The sequence below is a fragment of the Roseomonas sp. WA12 genome, assembly GCF_054165765.1.
This window is the reverse complement of record NZ_CM135108.1, coordinates 1,068,790-1,093,213: the sequence shown is the minus strand read 5'-3', so window position 1 is coordinate 1,093,213 and position 24,424 is coordinate 1,068,790. Positions and strand designations below refer to the sequence as shown.

At 69.1% G+C, this 24,424-nt stretch carries 26 protein-coding genes; 4 read left to right on the top strand and 22 right to left on the bottom strand.

Annotated features, from left to right (window positions below; genetic code table 11):
- Window positions 1-66: 66 nt before the first annotated feature.
- Both ACVBD7_RS05250 and ACVBD7_RS05245 read right to left on the bottom strand, forming a co-directional pair.
- Window positions 67-2,361, bottom strand: a complete 2,295-nt coding sequence (locus tag ACVBD7_RS05250) for an FdhF/YdeP family oxidoreductase (RefSeq protein WP_458096449.1) — start codon at window positions 2,359-2,361, stop codon at window positions 67-69.
- Window positions 2,358-3,473 (bottom strand): catalase family protein, encoded by a 1,116-nt coding sequence (locus ACVBD7_RS05245; RefSeq protein ID WP_458096448.1) that lies wholly within the window; start codon window positions 3,471-3,473, stop codon window positions 2,358-2,360. The genes ACVBD7_RS05250 and ACVBD7_RS05245 overlap by 4 nt, the downstream gene beginning before the upstream one ends.
- 147 nt (window positions 3,474-3,620) lie before the next feature.
- Here ACVBD7_RS05245 and ACVBD7_RS05240 point away from each other — a divergent pair, with 147 nt between their 5' ends.
- A complete protein-coding gene (locus tag ACVBD7_RS05240) occupies window positions 3,621-3,818 on the top strand; it encodes a hypothetical protein (protein ID WP_458096447.1) in 198 nt (65 codons plus the stop codon).
- A gap of 26 nt (window positions 3,819-3,844) precedes the next feature.
- Here ACVBD7_RS05240 and alaS read toward each other — a convergent pair whose 3' ends face one another.
- The 11 genes from alaS to flgB all read right to left on the bottom strand — a co-directional run bounded on the left by alaS (window position 3,845) and on the right by flgB (window position 14,716).
- Window positions 3,845-6,493 (bottom strand): alanine--tRNA ligase, encoded by a 2,649-nt coding sequence (gene alaS / locus ACVBD7_RS05235; protein WP_458096446.1) that lies wholly within the window; start codon window positions 6,491-6,493, stop codon window positions 3,845-3,847.
- Window positions 6,494-6,834: 341 nt separating this feature from the next.
- A complete protein-coding gene (locus ACVBD7_RS05230; RefSeq protein WP_458096445.1) occupies window positions 6,835-7,218 on the bottom strand; it encodes a transposase in 384 nt (127 codons plus the stop codon).
- Window positions 7,219-7,395: 177 nt separating this feature from the next.
- On the bottom strand, window positions 7,396-8,454 hold the full coding sequence (locus ACVBD7_RS05225) for a hypothetical protein (RefSeq protein WP_458096444.1): 1,059 nt from the start codon (window positions 8,452-8,454) through the stop codon (window positions 7,396-7,398).
- 150 nt (window positions 8,455-8,604) lie between these two features.
- Window positions 8,605-9,645, bottom strand: coding sequence for a recombinase RecA (gene recA / locus ACVBD7_RS05220; RefSeq protein WP_458096443.1), 1,041 nt, complete (start codon window positions 9,643-9,645; stop codon window positions 8,605-8,607).
- Between the two features lie 216 nt (window positions 9,646-9,861).
- Window positions 9,862-11,433, bottom strand: coding sequence for an ATP-binding protein (locus tag ACVBD7_RS05215; RefSeq protein WP_458096442.1), 1,572 nt, complete (start codon window positions 11,431-11,433; stop codon window positions 9,862-9,864).
- Window positions 11,434-11,459: 26 nt separating this feature from the next.
- Window positions 11,460-12,512 carry an EscU/YscU/HrcU family type III secretion system export apparatus switch protein gene (locus ACVBD7_RS05210; RefSeq protein WP_458096441.1) on the bottom strand — a complete coding sequence of 351 codons (1,053 nt, stop codon included), beginning with the start codon at window positions 12,510-12,512 and terminating at the stop codon, window positions 11,460-11,462.
- Between the two features lie 3 nt (window positions 12,513-12,515).
- A complete protein-coding gene (locus ACVBD7_RS05205) occupies window positions 12,516-13,292 on the bottom strand; it encodes a flagellar biosynthetic protein FliR (protein ID WP_458096440.1) in 777 nt (258 codons plus the stop codon).
- Window positions 13,289-13,564, bottom strand: coding sequence for a flagellar biosynthetic protein FliQ (locus ACVBD7_RS05200; protein ID WP_458096439.1), 276 nt, complete (start codon window positions 13,562-13,564; stop codon window positions 13,289-13,291). Before ACVBD7_RS05200 ends, ACVBD7_RS05205 begins: the two co-directional genes overlap by 4 nt.
- Window positions 13,565-13,595: 31 nt before the next feature.
- Window positions 13,596-13,895: a flagellar hook-basal body complex protein FliE gene (gene fliE / locus ACVBD7_RS05195; RefSeq protein ID WP_458096438.1), complete on the bottom strand. Its 300-nt coding sequence runs from the start codon at window positions 13,893-13,895 to the stop codon at window positions 13,596-13,598.
- Complete coding sequence (gene flgC, locus ACVBD7_RS05190; RefSeq protein WP_458096437.1) at window positions 13,895-14,302, bottom strand: flagellar basal body rod protein FlgC; 408 nt, start codon at window positions 14,300-14,302, stop codon at window positions 13,895-13,897. Before flgC ends, fliE begins: the two co-directional genes overlap by 1 nt.
- 12 nt (window positions 14,303-14,314) lie before the next feature.
- Window positions 14,315-14,716 (bottom strand): flagellar basal body rod protein FlgB, encoded by a 402-nt coding sequence (gene flgB, locus ACVBD7_RS05185; protein ID WP_458096436.1) that lies wholly within the window; start codon window positions 14,714-14,716, stop codon window positions 14,315-14,317.
- A 95-nt stretch (window positions 14,717-14,811) separates the two neighbouring features.
- On the opposite strand from flgB, the gene ACVBD7_RS05180 reads away from it, so the two are divergent.
- The 3 genes from ACVBD7_RS05180 to fliP are packed head-to-tail and all read left to right on the top strand — an operon-like array spanning window position 14,812 to window position 16,034.
- Complete coding sequence (locus ACVBD7_RS05180; protein WP_458096435.1) at window positions 14,812-15,063, top strand: hypothetical protein; 252 nt, start codon at window positions 14,812-14,814, stop codon at window positions 15,061-15,063.
- A 12-nt stretch (window positions 15,064-15,075) separates the two neighbouring features.
- A complete protein-coding gene (locus ACVBD7_RS05175) occupies window positions 15,076-15,321 on the top strand; it encodes a FliO/MopB family protein (RefSeq protein WP_458096434.1) in 246 nt (81 codons plus the stop codon).
- A gap of 8 nt (window positions 15,322-15,329) precedes the next feature.
- Window positions 15,330-16,034 (top strand): flagellar type III secretion system pore protein FliP, encoded by a 705-nt coding sequence (gene fliP / locus ACVBD7_RS05170; RefSeq protein WP_458096433.1) that lies wholly within the window; start codon window positions 15,330-15,332, stop codon window positions 16,032-16,034.
- A gap of 233 nt (window positions 16,035-16,267) precedes the next feature.
- Here the strand turns inward: fliP and speE are convergent, their stop codons facing one another.
- From speE to ACVBD7_RS05125, 9 genes are all read right to left on the bottom strand, one after another.
- Window positions 16,268-17,140 carry a polyamine aminopropyltransferase gene (gene speE / locus ACVBD7_RS05165; RefSeq protein WP_458096432.1) on the bottom strand — a complete coding sequence of 291 codons (873 nt, stop codon included), beginning with the start codon at window positions 17,138-17,140 and terminating at the stop codon, window positions 16,268-16,270.
- Window positions 17,141-17,214: 74 nt separating this feature from the next.
- Window positions 17,215-17,661, bottom strand: coding sequence for an adenosylmethionine decarboxylase (speD, locus tag ACVBD7_RS05160; RefSeq protein WP_458096431.1), 447 nt, complete (start codon window positions 17,659-17,661; stop codon window positions 17,215-17,217).
- A gap of 158 nt (window positions 17,662-17,819) precedes the next feature.
- Complete coding sequence (locus ACVBD7_RS05155) at window positions 17,820-20,633, bottom strand: hypothetical protein (protein WP_458096430.1); 2,814 nt, start codon at window positions 20,631-20,633, stop codon at window positions 17,820-17,822.
- Window positions 20,633-21,187 (bottom strand): protein phosphatase CheZ, encoded by a 555-nt coding sequence (locus tag ACVBD7_RS05150; RefSeq protein WP_458096429.1) that lies wholly within the window; start codon window positions 21,185-21,187, stop codon window positions 20,633-20,635. Before ACVBD7_RS05150 ends, ACVBD7_RS05155 begins: the two co-directional genes overlap by 1 nt.
- The gene (locus ACVBD7_RS05145; protein ID WP_458096428.1) at window positions 21,180-21,560 is read right to left on the bottom strand and encodes a chemotaxis response regulator CheY; all 381 of its coding nucleotides are present in this window, start codon (window positions 21,558-21,560) and stop codon (window positions 21,180-21,182) included. The genes ACVBD7_RS05150 and ACVBD7_RS05145 overlap by 8 nt, the downstream gene beginning before the upstream one ends.
- A gap of 16 nt (window positions 21,561-21,576) precedes the next feature.
- Window positions 21,577-22,263, bottom strand: a complete 687-nt coding sequence (locus ACVBD7_RS05140) for a MotE family protein (protein ID WP_458096427.1) — start codon at window positions 22,261-22,263, stop codon at window positions 21,577-21,579.
- The gene (locus ACVBD7_RS05135) at window positions 22,260-22,700 is read right to left on the bottom strand and encodes a DUF6468 domain-containing protein (RefSeq protein ID WP_458096426.1); all 441 of its coding nucleotides are present in this window, start codon (window positions 22,698-22,700) and stop codon (window positions 22,260-22,262) included. Before ACVBD7_RS05135 ends, ACVBD7_RS05140 begins: the two co-directional genes overlap by 4 nt.
- Window positions 22,697-23,770 carry a flagellar motor switch protein FliM gene (gene fliM / locus ACVBD7_RS05130; RefSeq protein ID WP_458096425.1) on the bottom strand — a complete coding sequence of 358 codons (1,074 nt, stop codon included), beginning with the start codon at window positions 23,768-23,770 and terminating at the stop codon, window positions 22,697-22,699. The genes ACVBD7_RS05135 and fliM overlap by 4 nt, the downstream gene beginning before the upstream one ends.
- The gene (locus tag ACVBD7_RS05125) at window positions 23,767-24,360 is read right to left on the bottom strand and encodes a flagellar basal body-associated FliL family protein (RefSeq protein ID WP_458096424.1); all 594 of its coding nucleotides are present in this window, start codon (window positions 24,358-24,360) and stop codon (window positions 23,767-23,769) included. The genes fliM and ACVBD7_RS05125 overlap by 4 nt, the downstream gene beginning before the upstream one ends.
- Between the last annotated feature and the right edge of the window lie 64 nt (window positions 24,361-24,424).

Here is a 24,424-nt window from a genome sequence, read left to right as displayed (position 1 = left end):
CCTCAAATGTTGCAGCAATGGAGGTGGGGCCAAGGGAACACGTCCCCTTGCCCCACCACCATTTCGCTAGACCGCCTTCTCCCGTCGCACCCGCACAGGGATGGCCTTCGCCGCCGGAACTTTGCTGCTCTCTGCATAGTGCCAGACCGGCATCAGCGGATTGCACTCCGGGTAGTACCCTCCGATCGCGCCGCGCGGGATGTCGTAGAACACCACCTGCAGCCCGCCGACGCGACGCGGCACGTTGTCGTCCACCGCCGTTTCCAGCGCGATCGTGTCGCCCTCGCGCAACCCGAATGCCGCTGCGTCCTCGCGGTTCATCAGCACGACATCGCGCGTGCCGCTGATACCGCGGAAGCGGTCCTCGTAGCCGTAGACAGTGGTGTTGAACTGGTCGTTCGACCGCAGCGTGACGAGTTGCAGAATCTCCGGGTCATCGAGATCCGTCTGCAGGTCGGTTCGGAAGCCGGCGGGGATGTGGAAGTTTGCCTTGCCTGTCTCCGTCTTCCAGTCGCGCTGCCGCGCCGGAAGTGGCCGCGGGAATCCGCCGGGTTGGTGCACGCGAACATTGAAGTCCTTGAAGATCGAGGGATAGCTCACCTCGATCGCGTCGCGTACCCGTCCGTAATCCGCCACCCACTCGTCCCAGGGCACGCGCGCGTTGGGCGCCAGCGTCGCCTTTGCGATGCCGGCAACGATCGCAGGCTCGGACAGCAGATCGGACGAGGCAGGCGGCACCATGCCGTGCGAGCCGTGGATGTTGGTCATGGTGTCCTCGCAGGTCACCATCTGCGGCCCACTCGCCTGCTCATCGATCTCAATGCGCCCGAGGCAGGGTAGCAGATACGCCACCTCGCCGTTGATCAGGTGATTGCGGTTCAGCTTCGTCGCGATCTGCACCGTCAGCCGGATCCTCGGCCAGGCCGCCTCCATCAGCACCGTCTCCGGCACTGCGCGCACGAAGTTGCCACCGAGCGCGACGAAGGCCTGGATCCGGCCCTCCAGGATCGCCTCGCAGGCCTCCACCGTGTTCATGCCGGTGTCGCGCGGCGGCTCGAAACCGTACTGCGCGGCCAGCTCGTCCATCGGCACCAGCTCCGGCTTCTCGGTGATGCCGACAGTGCGCTGGCCCTGCACGTTCGAATGCCCGCGAACCGGAAGAATACCCGCGCCGGGCTTGCCGATATTGCCGCGCAGCAGCAGCAGGTTCACCAGCATGCGAATGCTGTCGACGCCCTTCTTGTGCTGCGTCAGCCCCATCCCGTAGATGCCCATGGCCGATTTCGCCGCGCCATAGACGCTCGCGGTGTCCAGCAGCGCCTGACGCGGCAGGCCCGACCAGCGCTCGATCTCCGCCCAATCCTGGGCTCGGCACCAGGCCGCGAAGGAGTCAAAGCCGTGGGTGTGGGCCTGGATGAAAGCATGGTCGAGCAGCGGCTGCCGCCCCGCAGCCATCGCCACATCGTCCGCCTCGATCAGCGCCTTGCAAACGCCCGCGATGGCCGCGATGTCCCCGCCCGCGCGCACCTGATGGTACTGCGAGGAGATCTTCGTCTCCTTGCGCGTCAGCATCTCGGTCGGCGACTGCGGATTGGTGAAGCGCTCCCAGCCACGCTCCTTCAGCGGGTTGAAGGTGACGATCGGCACACCGCGACGCGCCGCTTCCTGCAGCGGATGCAGCATGCGCGGCGAGTTCGTACCAACGTTCTGCCCGAAGGAGAGGATGCACTCCGTCTTCGCGAAGTCGTCGAGCTCGACGGTGCCGACCGGCGCGCCGATCGCCTGCGGCAGTGCGACGGATGTGGTCTCATGGCACATGTTCGAGCTGTCGGGCAGATTGTTGTGCCCGTACAGCCGCGCGAACAGCCCGTACATGTAGCTGGTCTCGAGCGAGGCGCGTCCCGATGCGTAGAAGACCGTGCGCTTCGGATCCATGCCACGCAGCTCGGCCCCGATCTCGCGGAAGGCGTCGTCCCAGGCCACCGGCACCCAGCGGTCTCGCGCGCGGTCGAGGCGCATGGGATGCGTCAGGCGGCCGATCTTCTCGAGGTCGTGGTCCGACCAGGATAGCAGGTCGGTGATGGTGTGCTGCTCGAAGAACTCCACCGGCACACGCTTTCGGGTGATCTCCCAGGCCGTCGCCTTGGCGCCGTTCTCGCAATACTCAAAGGGCAGCGGGTCGCGCGGCTTGGCCCAGGAGCAGGAGACGCAGGAATAGCCGGCCGGCTTGTTCTGCCGGAGCAGCACGGCATTCCCTGTCGCGATCCGCTCCTCGCGCAGCAGCCGCGTCTCGACAGAGCGGACAGAGCCCCAGCCGCCGGCCGGCCCACTATAGGGTTTGGTGCTGACCGGCCGGCTCATGCCACGGTCTCCCCCGTGTGGATCAGGATGTCCTCGGCCGCGCGCGGCTCGTGCATCGGGCAGCCGCTGCGCTCCGCCCGGAAGGAGGAGGACATTTCGTAGGCGGGCCTGCGGGCCCGGTTGATGGAACCGAGCGGCCGGTGTGCCGCCAACCCGTGCCAGGGGCTGAATGCCATGCCGAGATCGACCGCCCGTGACCGCTCCTCGTCCCAGGACGGCTGCGAGCCAACCTTGATGCGCGCCAGCGTAACGTAGGGGCTGCTCTCCTCCGGCCACTCGACCGAAGCATCCTCGATCGGCATGGCCTCAAGATCGGTGCAGAGCTGCGCCCGCAACTCCCACTCGCCCTCTCCGGTGGCGAAGAACGCCGAAATCTCTTCGCGCAGCGCTTCCGGGCGACCAGACACCGGGACCTTCGTCCCTGTGAGCGCACGAAGCGCGGAGGAGACTGGGACGACGGAGAACTTCGCCATGTAGGGGCCAAAGAGGAATGGCGTCTGGGTGAAGAAGCTGTCGCCCAGGATATGCGTGTTCGGGTGCCCGCCGAGTTGGGTGAGCGTCGCGCTCTTGCCACCCACAGCCTCGATGGCCGCTTCGGTGTTCCGCAGCACGGCGGAAATGGCCTTTTTGAAGCCCTGCGGAATGTCGGTGGTCTTGGCCAGCAGCTTTGCATTGCCGAGGAAGGCCTTGGCGGTCGGCGCGGCGAAGGCCGGGGCGTTGGCCATGACGAAGTCCTGGGTGGAGTGGCCGGCCGAGCCGGGCAGCCGCTCGCCCTCTACGCCGACGACCTTGATCGCCAGGCCGCGGGGGACGGAAACGCTGTCATCAAGCAGGTCACCGGGATTGGTGGAGAAGCGCATCACGACCGGGTACCGGCCGGGCCTGGAGAACAAGCCCTGGCGATAGACTGGGGGCATGGTGCCGAGGACATTGATCTCGCCGCGGAGCAGGCCGTGGCTCTTCGCGTGGACGCTGCGGACGGGGTAGCCGTAATCCTTGAAGGTTGTCTCGGCGATGCTGCGCATCGTCTCGACCAGCTCGCTCGTCGTTGCCCCTTCCTCCGGCTCGGCCTTCTCGAAGGCGGGTTCGTAGCGGATGGGGTCGGCTGTCATGCGTTGCACTCCTGACTGGGGGGTCAACGCAGTGGGCAGGACGGGCGTTTCGGGGCGCGCGACGCTCTGTGGCCGTGCTGCAACAGAGATCGCGGGAGTTATCACGGGGCTGTGAAGAGCCCGTGAAGTTTGGCTAGCCTTTTCGTCATGAGCACAATCCGAGCCCAGGCCATCGCTGGCCGTGTCGTTCTGGTTCATGACATGTCGGACCAGGTCGTCGTTTCCGAGTTCGACGCCGTGGAGGCTTCGACCCTGCTGCGGCAGATCGAGGACGCATTGCAGGAGGTGGTGCGCGGCCTCGCCCTTCGAGCGGGCGGGCCGCTGGCGCCGGAGGTGGTCGGCTAGGCCAGCCTCCATCCGGGCCGCGCGGGTCAGGCGGCCAAGGCGCCACGGATTGCGGCGAGGGCCTCGGCCGCCTTGTCACCCTCCGGGCCGCCGGCCTGGGCCATGTCGGGGCGGCCACCGCCGCCCTTGCCGCCGACCGCGGCCGAGGCGGCGCGGACGAGGGTGACGGCGTCGGCCTTGCCCTTCGCGGCTTCGCCGACAGCGACGACGATGCTGGCCTTGCCCTCGGCGCTGGAAACGAGGGCGACGACGTCCGCGGTGCCGCCCTTGAGGATGGCTTCGGCGAGGCCCTTCAGGTCGCGCGGGGGGACTTCGCCGAGGTCGCGGAGGGCGATGCGGAGGTCTCCGATCGTTTCCACTTCGGCGGCGCTGCCGCCGGTGGCGAGCTTGCGGCGGAGGTCAGCGACCTCGCGCTCGAGCTTGCGGCGGTCCTCCAGCAGGGCTGCGATGCGGGACGGGATCTCGCTCGCGGGGACCTTCAGGGCGGAGGCGGTGTCGCGGAGCAGGCGCTCCTCCTCCTCGATGATGCCGAGGGCGGCGGGGCCGGTGACGGCCTCGATGCGGCGGACGCCGGCGGCGACGGCGCTTTCCCCGACGATCTTGAAGAGGCCGATGTCGCCGGTGCGGGCGACATGGGTGCCGCCGCAGAGTTCCAGCGAATAGACGCCGTGCTTTGAGGTGGCCTCGGGGTCGTGGCCCATGCCGACGACGCGGACCTCGTCTCCGTACTTCTCGCCGAAGAGAGCCATGGCGCCGGCCTTCACGGCCTCATCCGGGGTCATGAGGCGGGTGGTGACCTCGCCGTTCTGGCGGATGCGGGCGTTCACCTCCTGCTCGACCCAGAGGAGGTCCTCGGGGGACATCGGGGTGGGCTGGGAGACGTCGAAGCGGAGGCGGTCGGGGGCGTTGAGGCTGCCCTTCTGGGCGACGTGGTCGCCCATGCGGCGGCGGAGGGCCTCGTGCAGGAGGTGGGTGGCGCTGTGGTGGGCACGGATGGCGCTGCGGCGGTGGTGGGCGACCTCGGCGAGGACGGGGGTGCCGGTATTGGCGGTGCCGTGCTGGACGATGCCGATATGGACGAAGAGGCCGAGCTTCTTCTGGGTGTCGCGGACGGCGATCTGCAGGTTGTCGGGGCCGGTGATGAGGCCGGCGTCGCCGACCTGGCCGCCGGACTCTGCGTAGAAGGGGGTTTGGTTGAGGATGACGGCGACTTCGGTGCCTTCGGGGGCCGACTGGACTTCCTGGCCGTTGGCGACGAGGGCCTGGATGGAGGCCTCGGCGCGCTCTGTCGTGTAGCCCTGGAATTCGGTGCCGGTGCCGAGCTTTTCCTTCAGGTCGAACCAGACGATGTCGGTGGCGGCCTCGCCGGTGCCGGACCAGGCGGCGCGGGCGCGACGGCGCTGTTCCTGCATGGCGGTTTCGAAGCCGGCGGTGTCCACCGGGCGGCCCTCGGCGCGGAGGGCGTCCTGCGTAAGGTCGAGCGGGAAGCCGTAGGTGTCGTAGAGGCGGAAGGCGATGTCGCCCGGGAGGGGCTGGCGGTCGCCGAGCTTCGCTGTCTCCTCCGCGAGGAGGCCGAGGCCGCGTTCCAGGAGTGACCGGAAGCGGGTTTCCTCCAGGCGCAGGGTCTCGGTGATCAGGGATTCGGCCTGGACCAGCTCGGGGTAGGCGGCGCCCATCTGGCGGATGAGGACGGGGACCAGGCGGGGGAGCAGCGGGTCCTTCGCGCCCATCATGTGGGCGTGGCGCATGGCGCGGCGGAGGATGCGGCGGAGGACGTAGCCGCGGCCCTCGTTGGAGGGGAGGACGCCTTCGGCGAGGAGGAAGGCGCCCGACCGGAGGTGGTCGGCGACGACGCGGTGGCTGGCCTTGAAGGGGCCGTCGGCGGGTTGCGCGGTGAGCTCGGCGGAGGCGGCGATGATCGCGCGGAAGATGTCGATGTCGTAGTTGTCGTGGACGCCCTGGAGGATGGCGGCGAAGCGCTCCATGCCCATGCCGGTGTCAATCGAGGGGCGCGGGAGGGGGTTGCGGGTCCCGGCCGGCTGCTCGAGGTACTGCATGAAGACGAGATTCCAGATCTCGATGAAGCGGTCGCCATCCTCCTCCGGGGAGCCGGGGGGGCCGCCGGGGATCGCCTCGCCGTGGTCGTAGAAGATTTCGCTGCAGGGGCCGCAGGGGCCGGTGTCGCCCATGCGCCAGAAGTTATCCGACGTGGCGATGCGGATGATCTTGCTGTCGGGGAGGCCGGCGATCTTCTTCCAGAGGTTCGCTGCGTCGTCGTCCTCATGGAAGACGGTGACGAGGAGCTTTTCCTTGGGGAGGGCGAAATCCTTCGTCAGCAGGGTCCAGGCATGGGTGATGGCCTGTTCCTTGAAATAGTCGCCGAAGGAGAAGTTCCCGAGCATCTCGAAGAAGGTGTGGTGGCGGGCGGTGTAGCCGACGTTGTCGAGGTCGTTGTGCTTGCCGCCGGCGCGGACGCATTTCTGGGCGGTGGTGGCGCGGTTGTAGGGGCGGCGCTCGGCGCCGGTGAAGACGTTCTTGAACTGCACCATGCCGGAGTTGGTGAAGAGCAGCGTGGGGTCGTTGCGGGGCACCAGCGGGCTGCTGTCCACCACGGCGTGGCCGGTGCGGGCGAAGTAGTCCAGGAAGGTGGCGCGGACGTCGTTGCTGCTGGTCATGGTGGCGCTTTTGATTCCGATTCCTCGCGGGAACGCGACCGGGGCGTTTAGCGCGCGGGAGGCGGGGGAGCCAAGCCCGCAAGGCGGCGCCTTGCGGGCTTGGATGCCCTGCCTCCCGCCAGCGGGGCGCGAAGCGCCTTCGCCCGGACGGATGCGGCGGCCGACGTCAGGGCAACGCGCAGCGTTGTCCCGCCCCGCCCGCGGTGCAGGGGATGCGGGGCGGTTGACGGGGTGGTGCTGCCCCCTGCCCTGCTCATGGCCAGCCGTACCGGACGACGCGGGGGATGGATTTGCGGCCGAGGGCGGCTTTGGCGAGCCAGGTTAGGCTTCTCAGGTGCTTCCTAGCGGCTTCGATGGCCGGTTCTGTTGCTGCGACGCGGGGTGGCGGCTCGGGTGAGCATTTCGGACAAAAGGGGGTCCGGAAGGAGCCAGGGGGGGCCGTTCAGGGCGGTGCGGAGGCCGAGTTTACGGATGAGGAGAAGGAGGGGCATGCCGCCGAGGCGCGCGGCGCGCGGCGCGCCGGGTGGCGCGGCAGATGGCGTATTCGATCTGGCGAAGGGGTGGTTGGGGGCGCAGTCGGCGAGCGCTTCGAGGAGGCGGTGCCAGAGGCCGGCATGGGTGAGGCGGCGGAAGAAGCGGGAGACGGTGTCGGGGCGGCCGTATTGAGCGGGGAGGTTCTTCCAGGGGTCTCCGGGGATGGAGGCGAGGTGGAAGATGGCGTTCATGCGGGCGCGGAGGTCGCCGATGCGGCGGCCCTGGGGGGAGCGCGTGCCACTGGAGGTCGGTTACGGGAGTGAAGAGGCGCGGGGGAGTGAGGCAGGAGGTGGTGCGGTGCATACGTAACCTCCCTAAGCGAGAGAGTGCACCCTAAAGGAATTTAGTCCTTTCGTCAAGCGTTATGTCTAGTTCAGTGGCGCTGCCCCGAACCGCTGAAAGGTGTAGATCAGGCTTGCTCTAATGGCGGTCCAGTCAGTCACGTGGTTCGCACCGAAGATTACCTCAGCCTCTAATTTATCCCCCAAAGCAATGACCATACGGCAGAATGTCCGCGAGCGGGCTAAGAGGGCATGTACCCCGTCCCGTGTTGACTGCCAGTCGGCCGGAATGGAAGGCGGCCAATCGCGAAAGCGGCACGACCCGGCCACTGCTGCCCCGTCGGCTGCTCGTCCCTGGAAAATCGCTTCGGGCCGCTCTCTCCAGTTCCGATAAACGGACCATTGCACGCCATGAAGTTCACCGGGCACTCGAATCTTGTTCCCAGGGCTTAGTTGCTGCCGCACTTCTTCTGCGTGGGTGCCCGGTGCAACAAGAGTGACGTGAACAGCATCAGGACAGTCTTGCAGCCTCAAGGCGGGACATGATCGCATAACAGCCGACATGCGATCCTGAAGTCCTGGCCAGCCGAAATAGAGGGCAGGCAGATTCTGCACATCCAGGAACGGGAAGTCTTGCCACACCGACGGTCCCAGGTATCGCAGAGGTATTCTCAGCACGGTTCCGAATGCCCGCGCGGTAACGAGGCGGTTGGGATCAGCCGGTATTTGTTGAGACAAGTGTGCTTCGCTGGAGAGACCGCATACCGTAATGACTACGGAGAGTTCAACGGGAGCATTGTTGATTGCGCTTGCACTCATATTGCGGCGGGCGAGGCCCGATCGTTCAAGGTCTTCCATGACCGCGAGCAAACGACCACCTCGACCTGAAGAACCTCCTTCTGCAACGTAAGGGGCGGCAATGGTGACTGTGCGCGCGCCTCGACGCTGTGCCTCCGCCACCGCCTGTTCGATAATACGATGTGCGTCGTCGGAGATCGCGGTGCTGTCCGGGCTGAAGCCAACTTCGAAGCGGCAGGCGGAGAGCCGCCGAGACGCCGGGGCTGCATCACTGGCGGGCGGATAGAATGGTTGGGGGGGTGTCTGGCAGGCTGCGAGTATCAGAAGCGCCGCCAGCCTCAGCAGCACCGAAGCCTTGCGCTTCTGTGGGCACCTTACCGTCGGACGACCCACCAGCGACCTCATGCCACTCCGATGCGGGTCCAGGGGCCTCAGGCTCCTGGCGGAAGGGGGTATCGGGGGAAGGCAGAGCCTTCCCCCGGGCAGTCTAGTAAGACGTTACTCCGCCGCAGCGGCGGCCTCCTCGGCGTCCGGAGCGACCATCATGGCGTTGGCGACTTGGTTGGACTGGTCGCGGATGCGCTTCTCGATGGACTCCGCCATGGCGGGGTTGTCGCGGAGGAACTGCTTGGCGTTCTCGCGGCCCTGACCGATGCGCTGGCTGTCGCAGGAGAACCAGGCACCCGACTTCTCGACGACGCCGGCCTTCACGCCGAGGTCGATGAGCTCGCCGACCTTGGAGACGCCTTCGCCGTACATGATGTCGAACTCGACCTGCCGGAACGGCGGGGCCATCTTGTTCTTCACCACCTTCACGCGGGTCTGGTTACCGACGACCTCTTCCCGATCCTTGATCTGGCCGATGCGGCGGATTTCCATGCGGATGGAGGCGTAGAACTTCAGCGCGTTGCCGCCCGTGGTCGTCTCCGGGTTGCCGAACATGACGCCGATCTTCAACCGGATCTGGTTGAGGAAGATCATCATGCAGTTGGAGCGGGCGATGGAGCCGGTCAGCTTGCGCAGCGCCTGGGACATCAGGCGGGCGTGCAGGCCGACGTGGCTGTCGCCCATCTCGCCCTCGAGCTCAGCGCGGGGGACGAGGGCGGCAACGGAGTCGATCACCAGCACGTCGATCGCGCCGGAGCGGACGAGGGTGTCGGCGATTTCCAGCGCCTGCTCACCGGCGTCAGGCTGGGAGATGAGGAGGTTGTCCACGTCCACGCCGAGTTTGCGGGCGTAGCCGGGGTCGAGCGCGTGCTCGGCGTCGATGAAGGCGCAGGTGCCGCCCTTCTTCTGGGCTTCGGCGACGCACTGGAGGGCAAGGGTGGTCTTGCCCGAGGATTCCGGGCCGTAGATCTCGATGACGCGGCCCTTGGGGAGGCCGCCGATGCCGAGCGCGAGGTCGAGGCCGAGGGAGCCGGTGGAGATGACCTCCACATCCTCATTAATCTGCTTGCCGCCCATCCGCATGATGGAGCCCTTCCCGAAGGAGCGCTCGATCTGGGAGAGAGCGGCTTCGAGAGCCTTGTTCTTTTCCATTGTGGAAGTAGCCCCTTGGCGTTCGGCGGACGCGATTTCTGCGTACCGCCGGCGGATGATTCGGTGGGTCTGGGACCCACGCCCTCACGCGCTTGTTAAACGGCCGGGGCGGTTGCGCACAAGCGCGAGCGCCGCCCTGGTCCGTGCTGTTCATATTATGTTCACCCCCGCGAAAAGCAAGACGTTTCGGGGTTCGCGGGGTGGATTTCGGGCCGGTTACGGGAGGGTGGCGACGAGGTCCACGAGCTCGGCCGGGCGGTAGGGTTTGGGGAGGAAGGTGATGCTGTCGCGGCCGAGTTCGGTGCCGAGTGCCGCTTCGGCGTAGCCGCTGACGAGGACGATGGGGAGGGTTGGGCGGTGGGTGCGGACGGCGTGGGCGAGGGCTACGCCGTCGAGGCCCGGCATGGCGATGTCGGAGACCATGGCGTCGGGGGTGAGGCCGGCTTCGATGAGTTCGAGGGCGGTGTCGCCGTCCTCGGCCTGGGTGACCCTGTGGCCGGCGCGTTCGAGGGCGACGGCGGCGAGGCGGCGAAGGGGGGCTTCGTCGTCCACGAGGAGGATGTGGCGGCCAGTGGAGATGGTGGCCGGGGATGGAGGGGGTGGGGCGGGAGTTTGTTCGGGCTCGCCCTCGTGGCGCGGGAGGTTGATGCGGAAGCGGGTGAGGCCGGGGCGGCTCTCGATCTGCATGGCGCCGCCGGACTGGCGGACGACGCCGTGGACGGTGGCGAGGCCGAGGCCGGTGCCGCCCTGGGTGGCGCGGGTGGTGAAGAAGGGTTCGAAGATGCGGGGGAGGATGTCCGCGGAGATGCCGGGACCGGTGTCGGCGATCTCGAGGACGGCGTAGCGGCCGGGGGGGAGCGGGTCGGGGGTGCCGGGCTCTTCGCGCAGGGCGACGGCGGTGTCGGTGGAGATGGTGAGGCGCCCCTCCCCTTCCCCACCGTTCAGCATGGCGTCGCGGGCGTTGGTGGCGAGGTTGAGGAGGACCTGGTCGAGCTGGACGGGGTCAACACGGACGCGGCGGCCGAGGGCGGCCTGGCGGAGTTCGAGGGTGATGCGGGGGCCGAGAAGGCTGCGGAGCATCGGGAGGGCGGCGGAGACCGCTTCGTCGAGGTCCAGCACGCGGGGTTCGAGCTGCTGGCGGCGGGCGAAGGCGAGGAGGCGGCGGACGAGGGCAGCGCCGCGGGCGGCTGCGTCCTGGGCGGGGCGGAGGTCTTCGCGGGTGGTGGGGGCGGCGAGGACGGCCGCATCCATGGCGCCGAGGATGATGGCGAGGAGGTTGTTGATGTCGTGCGCGATGCCACCGGCGAGTTGGCCGATGGCGCGGAGCTGTTCGCCGGCTTCGGCTTCCTCGCGCCGGCGGGTGCGCTCGGTGAGGTCCTCGGCGAGGAGGGCGCGGCGGCCTTCGGGGAGTGGCGCAATGCGGAGGCGGGCGAGGATGGGGCTCTGGCCTTCGGGGGCGGCGAGTTCGGCTTCCAGCGGAGCGGGGCCGCCTTCGGCGAGCCAGGCGCGGATGGCGGGCTGGGAGGCTGAGCCGAAGAGGGAGAGGACGGAGGTGGTGGCGCGGAGCGGGAGGGAGGGGCCGAGCATCTCGCGGAGCGCCGTGTTGGCGCGGAGCACGCTATCGGTTGAATCGAGGAGTGCGGCGCCGTCGGGCAGGGCGTCGAGGAGGGCGAGCAGGCCCGCGTCCAGCGCGGGTTCTTCCGCGCGGGTTCGAGACAATCCCAGGGCTCGCCGGATGCTTTCCGCCATGGTGTGCAGCGTAACGCGGTGGGTGGGCGCGTCCATCATGCCCGGATCTGTCGCGCCGGGATCTGTCATGCCGGGGGACGGGCGGTGCGGGCGCGCCAGACGAAGGCGATGATCTCCGCCACGGCCTGGTAGTGCTCGGCGGGGATTTCTGTGTCGAGTTCAAGCTTGAAGAGGGCGCGGGCGAGGGGCGGGTTGGAGACGAGGGGGACGCCGGCTTCGCGGGCCTTCTCGCGGATGCGGGCGGCGACCTCGTCGGCGCCCTTGGCGAGGATCTTCGGGGCGGCGGAGGAGCCCTCCTCGTAGCCGAGGGCGACGGCGAAGTGGGTGGGGTTGGTGATGATGACGGCGGCCTTCGGGATGGCTGCCATCATGCGCTGACGGGAGCGCTGGCGGCGGATGGCTTTCTGCTGCGCCTTCACATGCGGGTCGCCGTCCGTGTCCTTGGCTTCTTCCTTCAGGTCCTGGCGGCTCATTCGCAGCTTCCGGGTGTGGCGGAGGCGGACGAGAAAGATGTCGGCGCCCGCGAGCAGGGCGAAGGCGGCGAGGGTGGAGGTGACGAGGCGCATAGCTTGGTCGAGCACCGTGTCGAGCAATACGGGCGCGGGCTGGTGCATCACCGCTTCCAGCAGGGCGGGCGAGACGCCGGCGTGCCAGATGGCGAGGCCGACGACGGACATCTTGAGTACCGTTTTCAGGAACTCGATCAGCGACTCGGAGCCGACGAGGCGCTTCATCCCGGCTAGCGGGTTCAGGCGCGAGAACTGCGGTTTGAGGCCCTTGGCGGAGACCAGGCCGCGGGTCTGGAGAAGGGTGGTGGCGACAGCACCGAGGGCTGCGGCGCCCAGGACAGGGACGAGCAGCGTGGCGGAGGGAAGCAGGACGTCGAGTGCCTGCTCGGGCGAGAGGTCGTGGCCGCGTTCAAGGATGCCACGAAGGGCGCGGAGCAGGTCACGGCCGAGGGAGGGGAGCGCCATACCGGCGGCGAGCACGGCCAGGAGAAGGGCGGCGAAGCCCGATGCCTCGCGTGAGTTGGGAACCTGGCCATCCTCGCGCGCCTTGTCGAGGCGGCGTGCGCTCGGGGCTTCCTCGCGGTCCTCGGCGTCCTGCTCGTCCGCCACGGATCAGCGCAATCCTGGCAGGGCGGACCAGCCGGCCTGCACGGCCTCTTGGAAGGCGCCGAGCATGGACGGGGCGAGGACGGCGAGCAGGGCGAGGCCGACGAGGATCTGCCCGGGCGCCGCGATGAAGAAGATCTGCACGGATGGCGCGACGCGGGCGACGAGGGCCATGGCGAGATTGATGGTGACGGCGGCCACGACGAAGGGGCCTGCCAGGCGGAGGGCAAGGGCGAGCATGGCCGCGCCGGTTTCGGCCATCTCGCCGGCGGCGGCGCCGGCGGGCCAAGGGGAACCGGGAGGCATGAGAGCGTAGGATTCGGCAAGGGCGCGAAGGGGCAGCGCTTGGAGGCCGGTGGAGAGCACGAGCACGGCCGCGGCGAGCGTGCCGAGGCGGCCGAGGGCGGAGGCACCGCCACCCAGCGCGGCATCGGGCACAAGGATGGAGGACAGGCCGAGCAGCGAGGCGCCCGCTTGCATTGCGACGGAGAGAGCGAGCGCGAGAATGCGGGCGAGGCCGCCGATCCAGAGGCCAACGGCGAGTTCGAGGGTGACGAGCCGGAGTGCCTCTCCTGCTGAATCGGGTGCGCCGGGCAGGCCGGGGGCGAGGACTGGGAGCAGCATCGGCACGAGACCGAGGGCAAGGGCGAGGCGGACGGGAGCGGGCACGTCCTGCTCACCGACGCCGGGGAGGACCATGGCGGCTGCGCCGAGGCGGCACAGGAGCAGTACCGACTGGAAGGCGAGGCCGGGGAGCGCTTCGAGCAGTTCGGCTTCCGTCACGGGAGGCCACCGAGGGTGACCATCCGATCGAAGAGGGTGACGGTCCAGTCGCGCAGCACGCCGACCATGAAGGGGCCGAGCAACAGGATGCCGCCGCCTGCCACGACCAGTTTCGGCAGGAAGGCGAGAGAGGCCTCCTGGATCTGCGTCAGCGCCTGGAGCACCGACACGGCGAGGCCGACGACGAGCAGCGCCACGAGAAGGGGCGTGCCGATCTGCAGGCAGACCCAAAGGGCGTCGCGCACGGATTGCGCGATGATATCCGTATCCATTCTGGACTCCCCTGGCGCCATCCTGGCGCCGTCAGATCGGCATGCGCATCACGTCCTGATAGGCGGACACCACGCGGTCCCGCATGGCGACCGCGGTTTGCAGCGCCATCTCGGCCTGGCTGACGGCGAGGACGGTGTCGGTGACGCTGACCTGGCCGAGCATCGCGCCGGTGCTGGCGGCATCGGCCTGACGGCCGGACTCCACCGCGCCCTCGATGGCGCGCTTGAGGGCGCCGCCGAACCCACCCGCCTCCCCTGCCCCCATGGGCGTGGGTGCGGTGGCGCTGCGATAGGCTGCGGCGGCACCGGCGGCGCCGATCGGGGCGGGCATCAGCGTAGCGCCTCGATGGTGCGGGAGAGCATGCCGCGCGTGGTTTCGAGCACCGAGAGGTTCGCGTTGTAGGAGCGCTGCGCCTCGCGCATGTCCATCACCTCGATGAGGCTGTCGACATTGGGGGTTTTCACATAGCCCTGGGCGTCGGCGGCGGGGTGCGAGGGGTCGAAGCGGCGGGGAAACTCGCCCTGCGCCTGACCGACACGGGAGACGTTGACGGTGCGCGTGCCCGAGGCGCGGTCAAGGCGGTCGGCGAAGGTGACGGTGCGGCGGCGGTAGGGATCGGATCCCGGTGTCTCGCCGGTGCTGTCGCGGTTGGCGAGGTTTTCCGCCACCACGCGCAACCGCGTGGATTGCGCGGCCATGCCGGCGGCCGAGATGCGAAGCGCCTTGTCGAGATCCATCCGGGCTCTCCGTTAACCATTCCGCCCGAGGGCGGTGCGGAACATGCCGGTCCAGCGCTTGTGCAGGCTCATCGCCAATGCGTGCGCTGAGTCTGTGTCGGCGATCTTGATCGCCTGCTCGTCGAGCGAGACCGCGTTGCCGTCGGGCGCGACCTGCTCCGCGACGTCGACCCGGGTGCCAGTGCGGTCGGCGGCGCTGCCGGTGAGATGGCGGCCATCGGTGCGTGCGAGGGCGCCGCCGCCGCCAGCGCGCTGCAGGTGCCGGGCGAATGGCGTGACGTCCCGCGCGCGGTAGCCGGGGGTATCGGCATTGGCGATGTTGCGCGCCAGCACCTCCTGCCGGCGGTCCAGCCAGCGGAGACGCGATTCGGCCAGGGCGACCGGGTTGCTGGCAGTGGAGGTCGGGCGATCCATGGCGGGCATCTTCCGCCGACAATCCTAACGCCTGGTTGACGGCGGGGCGGGCGGCGTTAACGGGGCGGTAAGGCGGGGGCGGCACACTCGGCGGCATGGAAAGCACGCCGCAAAATGCCGTGCTCGCCGCCGTCGACGAATTGCACGGCGTGCTGAGCCTCGCCGAGGCCCTCCTGCTCGCAGGGAGGCGCCTTGATCTGCACGGTCTTGAGGCAGAGGTCGCAGTGATCTGCGGTGCCGTCGCCGCCCTGCCGGCAGAGCTGGGACAGGCAATGCGCCCTGCCCTCACCGACCTGCTGGCGCAGGTGGAGGGGTTGCATGGCCGCCTTTCCGTGGCCGTTCGATGAGAGGCGCGGCACATGCGTGGCGAGATAGCGCAGTGGGTAACCGCGGCGGGTGCGCTGGCGGTGGTGCTGGGGCTGCTCTGGATCGTGGCGCGACTGGCGCGGCGGGGCGGGCTGGGGATGTCGGGGCCACGCCGGGTGGCGGTGCTGGAGACGACGCCGATCGATTCGAGGAGGCGGGCCGTCATCCTGCGGGTGGATGGGCGGGAGGCGCTGATCGTGACGGGTGGGCCGCAGGACAGCTTCATCGGCTGGCTGTGATCACCCCGTTGCTGCTGTTGGTACCGGGGGTGGCGCTGGCGCAGTCCGTGTCGCTGGATCTTGGCGGGGCGGGTTCGGGCAGCACGGCGCGGCTGGTGCAGCTGACGGCACTGATCGGGCTGTTGTCCCTGGCCCCTTCCCTTCTGGTGATGGGCACGGCCTTCGCGCGCATCGTGATCGTGCTGTCGTTATTGCGGAGCGCGATCGGGGCGCAGGGCATTCCGCCGAACCCCGTGCTGATCGGGCTGGCGCTGTTCCTGACCTTCTTCGTCATGCAGCCGGTGGTGGAGGCGTCCTGGGCGCAGGGGCTGCAGCCGATGCTCGCGGGGCAGATGGCGGAGTTGGATGGGCTTTCGGCGACGGCGGAACCGTTCCGCAAATTCATGGTGGCGAATGCGCGGGATTCGGACCTGGCGCTTTTCCTGGACCTGGCGCAACTGCCGGCACCGGCCAATCCGGATCAGACGCCCTGGAGGGCGCTGGTGCCGGCCTTCATGGTCAGCGAGCTGAAGCGTGGCTTTGAGATCGGCTTCCTGATGTTCCTTCCCTTCCTGGTCATCGACCTGGTGGCGGCATCACTGCTGATGTCGCTGGGCATGATGATGCTGCCGCCCAGCGTGGTCTCCCTGCCCTTCAAGATCATCTTCTTCGTTATGGTCGACGGGTGGCGGCTGGTGTCCGCCAGCCTTGTGCAGGGGTTCTCGGGACCATAGCGCCGACGCGATGCGGCCGCCGTGTCTCGGCGTTCCCAATCCGCAGGCCGGGTGCACGGACAGGGTGTGTGGTGACACCGGGCAGCGGCCAGTGCGGGAACCGGTGGAACACGGCGGCCGAAGGAAGGAATACGGCCGCCGCGCTCCCGCGCTCCCAATCCATCGCGCGACACCTGCTCGTCGCAGAGGGCGATGGCCAACGGGAGCCGGTGAGGCACGGCGGCCGAAGCGGATCAGCCCTTGGCGGGCAGATGCTTCGCGATATAGGGCGGCAGGTGGAAGGCCGCGGCGTGAATCTCGGGCGTCCAGTAGCCGGTCTTGCCGAGGATTCCGGCGCGCTCGGCGCGGGCGCGGATCTCCTCGACGGCAACGCTCCGCATGGAGCCGTCCTTCGCGGCCCAGCCGAGGGTCATGTAGCCGCCGACATAGGTGGGAACGGCGGCGACGTAGGCCCAGATGTCTGCGAAGACCTTGCCACGACGGAGCGAGGTTTCGGCCAGCTCCTCCGCCTGCATGGCCGGGACGCCGCACTGGTTCACGATGACGCCGCGATCGGAGAGGAGACGCGCGGCGTTGGCGTAGAACTCGTCGGTGAAGAGAACCTCGCCAACGCCGATCGGATCGGTGCTGTCGACGATGATCACGTCGAAGCTGCCGGCCTCGGCGCGGCGGACAAAGTCGATGCCGTCGGCGACCAGTACCTCGGCCCGCGGGTCATTCCAGGCGTCGCCGGAGATGGCTGGGAGAAATTCCTTCGCAAGGCGGATCACCTCGCCGTCGATCTCGACCATGACAGCGCGCTCGACGTTGCGGTGCTCGAGCACGCGGCGCAGGACGCCGCCATCGCCGGCGCCGATGATGAGGACGCGCTTCGCGTTGCCATGGGCCAGGAGAGGCACATGGGTCAGCATCTCCTGATAGACGAACTCGTCCATCTCGGTGATCTGCACGACACCGTCGAGCAGCATGACACGGCCATGACTCTCGGACTCGAAGATCATGATGTCCTGGTACTCGGACTTCACGCGCGCGAGCTCGCGCTGGACACGGAAGCGCTGGCCCCAGGCGGGGTACAGCGTCTCGTTCACCCAGGAGTCGGTCGTCATCGGAACTCTCCGGACAAGAAGAAGGGGGCGGACCCTAGGGCCCGCCCCCGGTCACGTCTCGTGAAAGCCTGGTGTCAGGCCTGCATGCCGCGGCGGTGTTCCGCCAGCTGCACGCGCTCCGGCAGGAAGCCGCGCTTCAGCACGGGAATCGCCAGGTACGGATCGCAAACGCCGCAGACAAAGATGTCGAGCGCGGCATAGTTCTTCTCGGGCCAGGTGTGGATCGAGACATGGCTCTCGGCCAGCACGAGCACGCCGCTCACTCCGCCATTCGGCTGGAAGTGGTGGAAGTGGCCGTGCAGGATCGTCGCACCAGTCTCGATCGCTGCCTCGCGCAGCACTTCGTCGATATGCGCGGGGTCGTCGAGATTCGTCGCCCCCCACAGATCGATAATCAGGTGAGTCCCGGCGAAGCGAACGCCGTTCTTCTCGACGAAGTAGTCCTTCGTCACTTCAGTGAACTGGGCTTCGCTCGGGCTTTCGTCCGAAACCATCCCCAGCGGAGCAACAAGAAAGTCCATGGTGGGCCCCCATTCCTCGACCGGCGATGACCAGGGCGATCGTGAATTCGATCAGGTCAACGGGGGGCGGATATGAGGCAAGCCGCCCCCTATCGCAAGTGAATTTGCGCCCCCCAGGCCGAAAAAAACGCGGTTCCCCCCCGCACTGGACGCGTGGCTCACCTTGAAGTTGCTGCTGCTGTCCGGAAGGCCTCCAGCTTGTTGGGAAATCCCCGGAAAAGGTCCAGTTCGCGTTGCATGCGCGGGAGGTCGGACACGCCGCGTACGGGATCCGCGGTGAGAAGACGGACAGCTTCGGCGATCGGACCTCCACCCAGGCGGGGAAGCCAAGTGCCGCGCAGAGCGGTCAGGCGCGCCATGTCCTGGCCGAGTGCGGCGAAAGCGGCGGCGCGCAGGACCTCTCGCGCGGAGGCAGGATCCTCCGGCCTGTCGTTCGCCAGCGCGAGCAGTGCGTCGGAGGCGCCGGCCCAGTCCTGACGCTCGGCGAGGAGTGCGCCCAGTGCGGGCAGCCCGGCGGTGCCGAGAGATCGGAGGATGGACACTGCCTCCTCCCCTTCGCCCAGGGCCGCCTTTGCGCGGGCCGCGAGCAGGCCGCGCGGGACCGCTTCGTCCGGGGCAGGCGTGGCCTGCATTGCTGTCAGCGCACCGGCCGGGTCGCCGGCGTTCAGGCGGAGGGCGGCCAGGCGCGTTGCCATGGCGGGGCGCCGGGCGGGGCTGGAGCGTTCGATCGCCTGTTGAGCAAGGGCGGCACCTCGGTCGGGCAGGTCGATGGCGGCGAGGCGTTCGGCCAGGAGGGAGAGGGCCTCGGCCGCCCGGTCATCTCGCGGGAGCAGGCCGCCATGGGTTTCGGATAGGGCGACGGCCAGGGTGGGCGGCTCGTGCAGAAGGGCGTGAAGCAGCGCAGCTTCCTGGGCTGGGCGGAGCTGCTCGCCGCGATCGGGAAAGGCCTCGCCTGTCTCCTTCAACAGGTCGAGCGCGCCGCGGCCGCCGCCCGCCTGCTGGCGGAGGGAGGCGATGCGCAGCCGTGCGCCGAACTCCTCGGCATCGCCGCGCCAGGCATAGAGGGCGGCTTCCATGGAGGCGGCGGCGCCCGCGGTGTCCAGCGTGCCTGCGGCTAGGCGCAGCTCGATGGAGCGGCGGAGGGCGCGGGCGCGAGAGAGGCGGTCGCGTCCCTCGGCGACGTCGGCGTAGAGACGCAGGGCTTCCTCGGTGCGCCCCTCCGCTTCCGCGAGGCGGGCGCGGGCCAGGGCAAGGTCGGGACGGTCTCCGGCTGCCTTCAACAGGCGGGTCAGGGCAGGACGATCGTTGGCCTCGGCGAGGGCTTCGGCGGCGAGGGGAAGCAGGCGCGCGCGGACGGGTTCGGGATAGGCGAGCAGCAGCGGCAGGGTGGCGGCGAAGCCGGGGGCTGCAGCCGCGGCGTCCAGGCCGGATGCGGCGAGGGCGGCGCGCCAGAGGATCACCTCGTCCTGGGCGGGGAGGGTTGCGGTGGAGAGGCCCTGGGCTTCCGAGATGCGGCTCGCCAGGAGTGCGGCGGCGCCGTGGACCAGGAGGCTGCGCGGATCGGAAGAGGCGCGCGGGTCTTCCTGGAACGCCAGGCGGATCATGGCCTGCGCCTCCTGGGCGAGGCCGAGCGCGAGCATGCCTTCGGCCGCCGCGCGGCGAAGCGGGAGGCGTGCCAGGGGTGGCGTGGCGGCGAGGCTGGCCTGCTGGGCGCGGAGGCGTTCCTGGGCCGCGGTGGGATCGAGGGCGGGCAGCTCCATCAGGCGCGTCATTGAGCCGGCGTCGAAGGCGAGATCGAGCGTGGCGGCCCCGGTGATGCCGGAGAGTACGAAGCGGTCGGCGGTGCGGCGCAGGCCGGCGGAGTCGGCGCGCGCCAGGGCTGCGACGCCGAGCTGGGTGGGCAGGAAGTCCAGCTGGGCGAGGCTGCGGGGGGCGGGCATGGCCTGGCCGGGCTCGCGCACTGTGCCGACAAGGATGGGCAGGCCGGTTTCCGGGTCGGCGATCGGGACGGGGCGACCGGGCGAGGCGACGCGCATGACCACGCGCCCGCTCTCCGGCTCGGCAAGGATGGAGCGCTCCCGGCCGGCGGTGGGCGAGGCGGTGAGAAGCCAGCGGTCGCCGTCGCGGCGGGCGCGGAGTGCTGCTGGGGCGGCCAAGGGAAGGCGGAGGATGGTGGCTTCGGGCAAGGTGTCGACGCGGAGGGCGCCGAAGACCGGGTCGTTGCGCAACGGGGCGGCGTCGAGTGCGTGGGGCTGGTCGAGCACGACGAGCAGGGTGTCGCCGCGGCGGAGGATGGCCATGCCGGTCTCGGCCGGTAGGGGAAGCACGAGGGCGCGTCCGTCATCGCCGGAGATGGCGCGGAGCGGGAGGGCGGTGGGCTGGATGGGCTGTGACGGAGCGTTGCGCGGCGGTTCGGGTGGGGGCGGCACTGCGGCCTGGCGGGGAGCCTCGGCGAGCACGGGTGGGGGCGTGACGGGGACCACCGTGACGGGGACGGGCTGAGGCGCGGGGTCCGGCGTGCGGGCGCCGCGGCCCGCACGGGCCTGGCGCTGGGTTGGGCGGGGTCGGGCGGCGGCCTCCGGGCCCGGGGTGGGTGCGGATGCGCCGGGAACGGGCGCCGCCGCAGGGCCGTCGAGGACGTCGAGCACCAGGCGGTTGCCGAGGCGGTAGTGGCGCAGGCGGGTCCCGGGGCGGAGGGTGAGCCGCAGCCCGTCCTCCGCCCGGCTTAAGGAGAGGAGGTTGCGGGGTAGCCTGCGTGGGGCAGGAACATCCGCCTCCAAGCCCAGGCCGAGGCGTATGAGCACGGCGTCGGGGCCTTCTTCCACACGGAAGGGCGCATCGGGCGCGGCGAGGTCCAGCACGATCCGGCCGTGACCGGGATGGTCGCCCAGCCGCACGCCCACCCGGTCCGCCATGGCCGGCGAGGCGAGGAGGAGAGGGCCGCAGACCGCGAGGATCGCCGCGCCGCGCATCAGTCGAAGCTCGCCAGCAGCGCGTCGATCTCCGCCTGGGAGGAGGCGGCGGCGGCGAGCTGCGGGCCGTTGGCGAGGCGCTCTCCTTCGGTGCGGGCGGGCGCGCTGCGGGCCGGGAGGGCCTGAGACGGCGCGTAACGGCCGGTGGTCTCCCGCACGCGCTGCTCGATCTGCTTCAGCGCGTTCACCACCTTGCCGATGCGCTGGCCGGTGATGTCCTGGAAGGCGCAGGCCTCGTAAATGCGGGTGACACAGATGCCGACGGTGTCGGAGGCCTCGGGCGCGAGGGAGGGCTGAAGGTTTTCCAGCGTCTCGCAGACGTCGAGGATCTCGTTGGCGGCGTTGGCGGTGCTTTTCACCACCTCGTCCAGCTCATCGGTGGCAGCGGGGAGATGCGTGGCATCCACGTTCTCCACGCGCATCGCCGCGATCTCCTCCTTCGCGGCGGCGACCATGCGCCCGAGGGACTCGAGTTCCTGCAGCAGGGCGGCTTCAGTCTTGCCAAGGCCTGACATGACCTGGAGCGCGATCTCCGCGCGGTCGACCTTAGGCATGCGCCATGACCTTCTCGATCTTCTCGCGAAGGGTTTCCGCGTTGAAGGGCTTGACGATGTAGTTCGAGACGCCGGCGGCACGGGCGGCGACCACGTTCTCGGTCTTGCTCTCGGCCGTGATCATGATGAAGGGCGTGGACTTCAGCCGGGCATCGGCCCGCACCTCCTTCAGCAGATCAAGGCCGGTCATGGGCTCCATGTTCCAGTCGGAGATGACCAGGCCGAAATTGCCGGTGCGGAGCTTGGACAGCGCCTCCTGCCCGTCAGTAGCTTCCTCGACATTGTTGAAGTCGAGCTGCTTGAGCAGGTTCCGGATGATTCGCAGCATCGTCTTGTAGTCGTCGACGATCAGCACGTTCGTGTTCTTGTCCATCGTCATCACTCTCCTTTCAGTTGGTTCTGCTATCGGCTGCCCGGGGCTCATTCGCCCGAGGTTCACTCGAACGGAGCCGGGCCAGCTCCGCCGTGAGGCTGCGGGCCCGGTCGGGGCGCATGGCCCCGATCACCGGGGCGGCTTTCGCCTCCCGCATCCGATGGACGATCTGTACGAGCACAGGCATTTCCAAATCGTCGAAAACGGTGGCCGCATCGCGCGGGCGCATCGATTCATAGGTCTTGACCAGGCCACGCCAGCCGACCTCCTCGCGCTCGCCCCGTCCGCGATCCAGCGCTTCGAGACGCGACTGCAGCGCGGCCATCTCCTCGAGCCGCGCGGTGAGGCGGCGCTCGGCGGCGGCGAGGACGGATTCGCGCGCGGAGAGCGCTGTCTCGCGCTGCTCGATCTCGGTGCGGCGCTCGCGGAGGCGGCCCAGCACAGCGCGCTCGGCCTGGTCCACCGGGTCGGGCGCGGGTGGCATGGGCGCGGCGGCGGGCGGGGGCGGTGCGGCGCGGGCGGGGGCCGGTGGGGATGGCGGCGCGGAAGCGGCGGCGGCGGAGACGATCGCGCCGCTTCCGGGGAGGGCGCTCCAGAGAGACTGCGCCTTCACCAGGGCGAGGCCGCCGCAGGCGAGGAGAATGGCCGGCAGCAGGCGGGGGCGGGCCAGGCTGATCGCGGGGCGCTTCAGGGTGAGTTTCACCGGGCCATCCTCAAGGCCTGCAGCAGGTCGCGTTCCGCTTGGCTGCGGGGGGCGTGGCCGGGCTCGGCATGGGCGCTGGGCTGGATGCTGGCTTGAATTGCGGTATGGGCGGGCGGCACGAGGGCGCGGCCTTGGCGGACCGCGGCTTCCAGCCGGTCGGCGAGGGACTCGGCGCGCTCGGTCAGGAACCGGAGATCGTCACGCAGGCTCTCACTCGCCGCGGTCTGGCGGGACTGGGTTTCGAGCGCGGTGCGGAGGCCGGCGAGCGCGGCCTGGGCCTGGGTCGTCGCGGTCTCGAAGCCCTGGGCGCCGTCGGTCAGGGCGGCGCGGTCGCGGCGGATGGCGGCGAGGCCGCGCTCGAGACGGAGCGCGAAGGGAAGCGCGGCGAGGAGGAGGACGAGGAGCGTACCTTGCAGGGTCCATTCAAAGGCGCTCATGCGTCCACCTCCTCGCCGTTGCGCTTGAGTTCCTTCTCGATCCGCACAGCCAGGCGGTTCTCGCGTCGGCCGAGCATCGCCTCGAACATCGTGATGTCGCCGCAGCGGAGCAGGACGGGAGCGCCGGGACCGACATTCAGGGTGAGGCGATCGCCGGGCTTGAGATTCATCACGGTGGAGAGCGGGAGGGGCTGGTCGTCGAGCACCACGTCGAGCGCCACCTCGGTGTGGCGCAGTTCGTCGGCCAAGTGGTTTTCCCAGATGGAGTCACGGCCGAACTTCTCGCCCATGAACTGCTGCAGAAGCAGCTCGCGCACGGGTTCCAGCGTGGCGTAGGGGAGGAGGAGTTCGACCTTGCCGCCGCGGTCCTCCATCTCAACGCGGAGCTTGATCAGGATGGAGGCATTCGAGACGCGTGAGATGGCGGCGAAGCGGGGGTTCACCTCCAGACGCTCGAACTGGAACTCCACGGGGCAGAGGGGTTCGAAAGCGGCGGAGACGTCGCGCAGGATGACGCCGATGAGGCGCTCGACCAGGGTGCGCTCGATGGTGGTGTAGGGGCGGCCCTCGATGCGCATGGCGGCGGTGCCGCGGCGGCCGCCGAGAAGGACGTCGACTACCGAGTAGATCATCGCGCTGTCGACGACCATCAGGCCGTAATTGTCCCATTCCTTAGCCTTGGTGACCGCCAGCATGGCGGGGAGCGGGATGGAGTTGAGGTAGTCCCCGAAGCGGAGGGAGGTGATGCCGTCGATCGAGACCTCGACGTTGTCGGAGGTGAAGTTGCGGAGCGTCGTGCTCATGAGCCGCACGAGGCGGTCGAATACGATCTCGAGCATCGGCAGGCGCTCGTAGGAGACGAGGCCGCTGCCGATGATCCGCTCGATGGCGGAGCGCTGCTCGCTGACCTGCTCGCTGTCGAAGCCGAGCAGGCTGTCGATCTCGGCCTGGTTCAGGACGCGAGCGGCATCGGCGCTGGCTGCCGGGGCGGGGATCGTGTCCTCATCCTCGAGGGAGGCGCCCCAGGCGGCGGCGAGGTCGTCCTCTTCGGTGCTCGGCGGGAGGCTCACTGTACGATCATTTCGACGAAAAGGACGTCGAGCACCTTGGCGGGGGTGGCGGCGAGGGAGGCGCGGTTGCGCAACTCCTCGCGCAGGCGGTAGGTGCCCTGGCTGCCGCGCAGCTCCTCGGGGCGCATTTCCCGCAAATAGGTTTGGAAGAGGTCCAGCAGGCGGGGCATTGCGGCCTGGATGAGCGCGGCATCCCCCTCCCCACTCAACTCCAGCTTCGCCTTCAGGCGGATGAAGGTGGCGCGGCGGCCGGTGACGTTTAGGTTCGTCAGGATCTCCGGCATGTCCAGGTAGACGGGCGGGCGGGCCGGTTGCGAGGGGGCAGCGGCGCTGCCCTGGGCGACGGGGCCGGCGCTGCCGTGCGCGGAGCTGCCGCCATTGCCGTGCGCGGTGCCGTGGCCCTCCGCGGCCTGCGCAGCTGCCTCGGCATGGCCGGACGACTTGCCGAAAGGAAGCATGCCGCTGAACCACAGGCCTGCGCCTGCGCCGAGAAGCAGTATCGGCACGACAATCAGGATCAGCTTCTTCTTGCCACCCTTCTTCGGGGCGTCATCAACCCCATCCGCCGTGATCGCAGCCGCCTTGGCCATGTGATCGGGTGCTTCCTGCCGTTCCGATGGGGCGATGGTGGCGGGCGCTGGTTAACAATCCCCT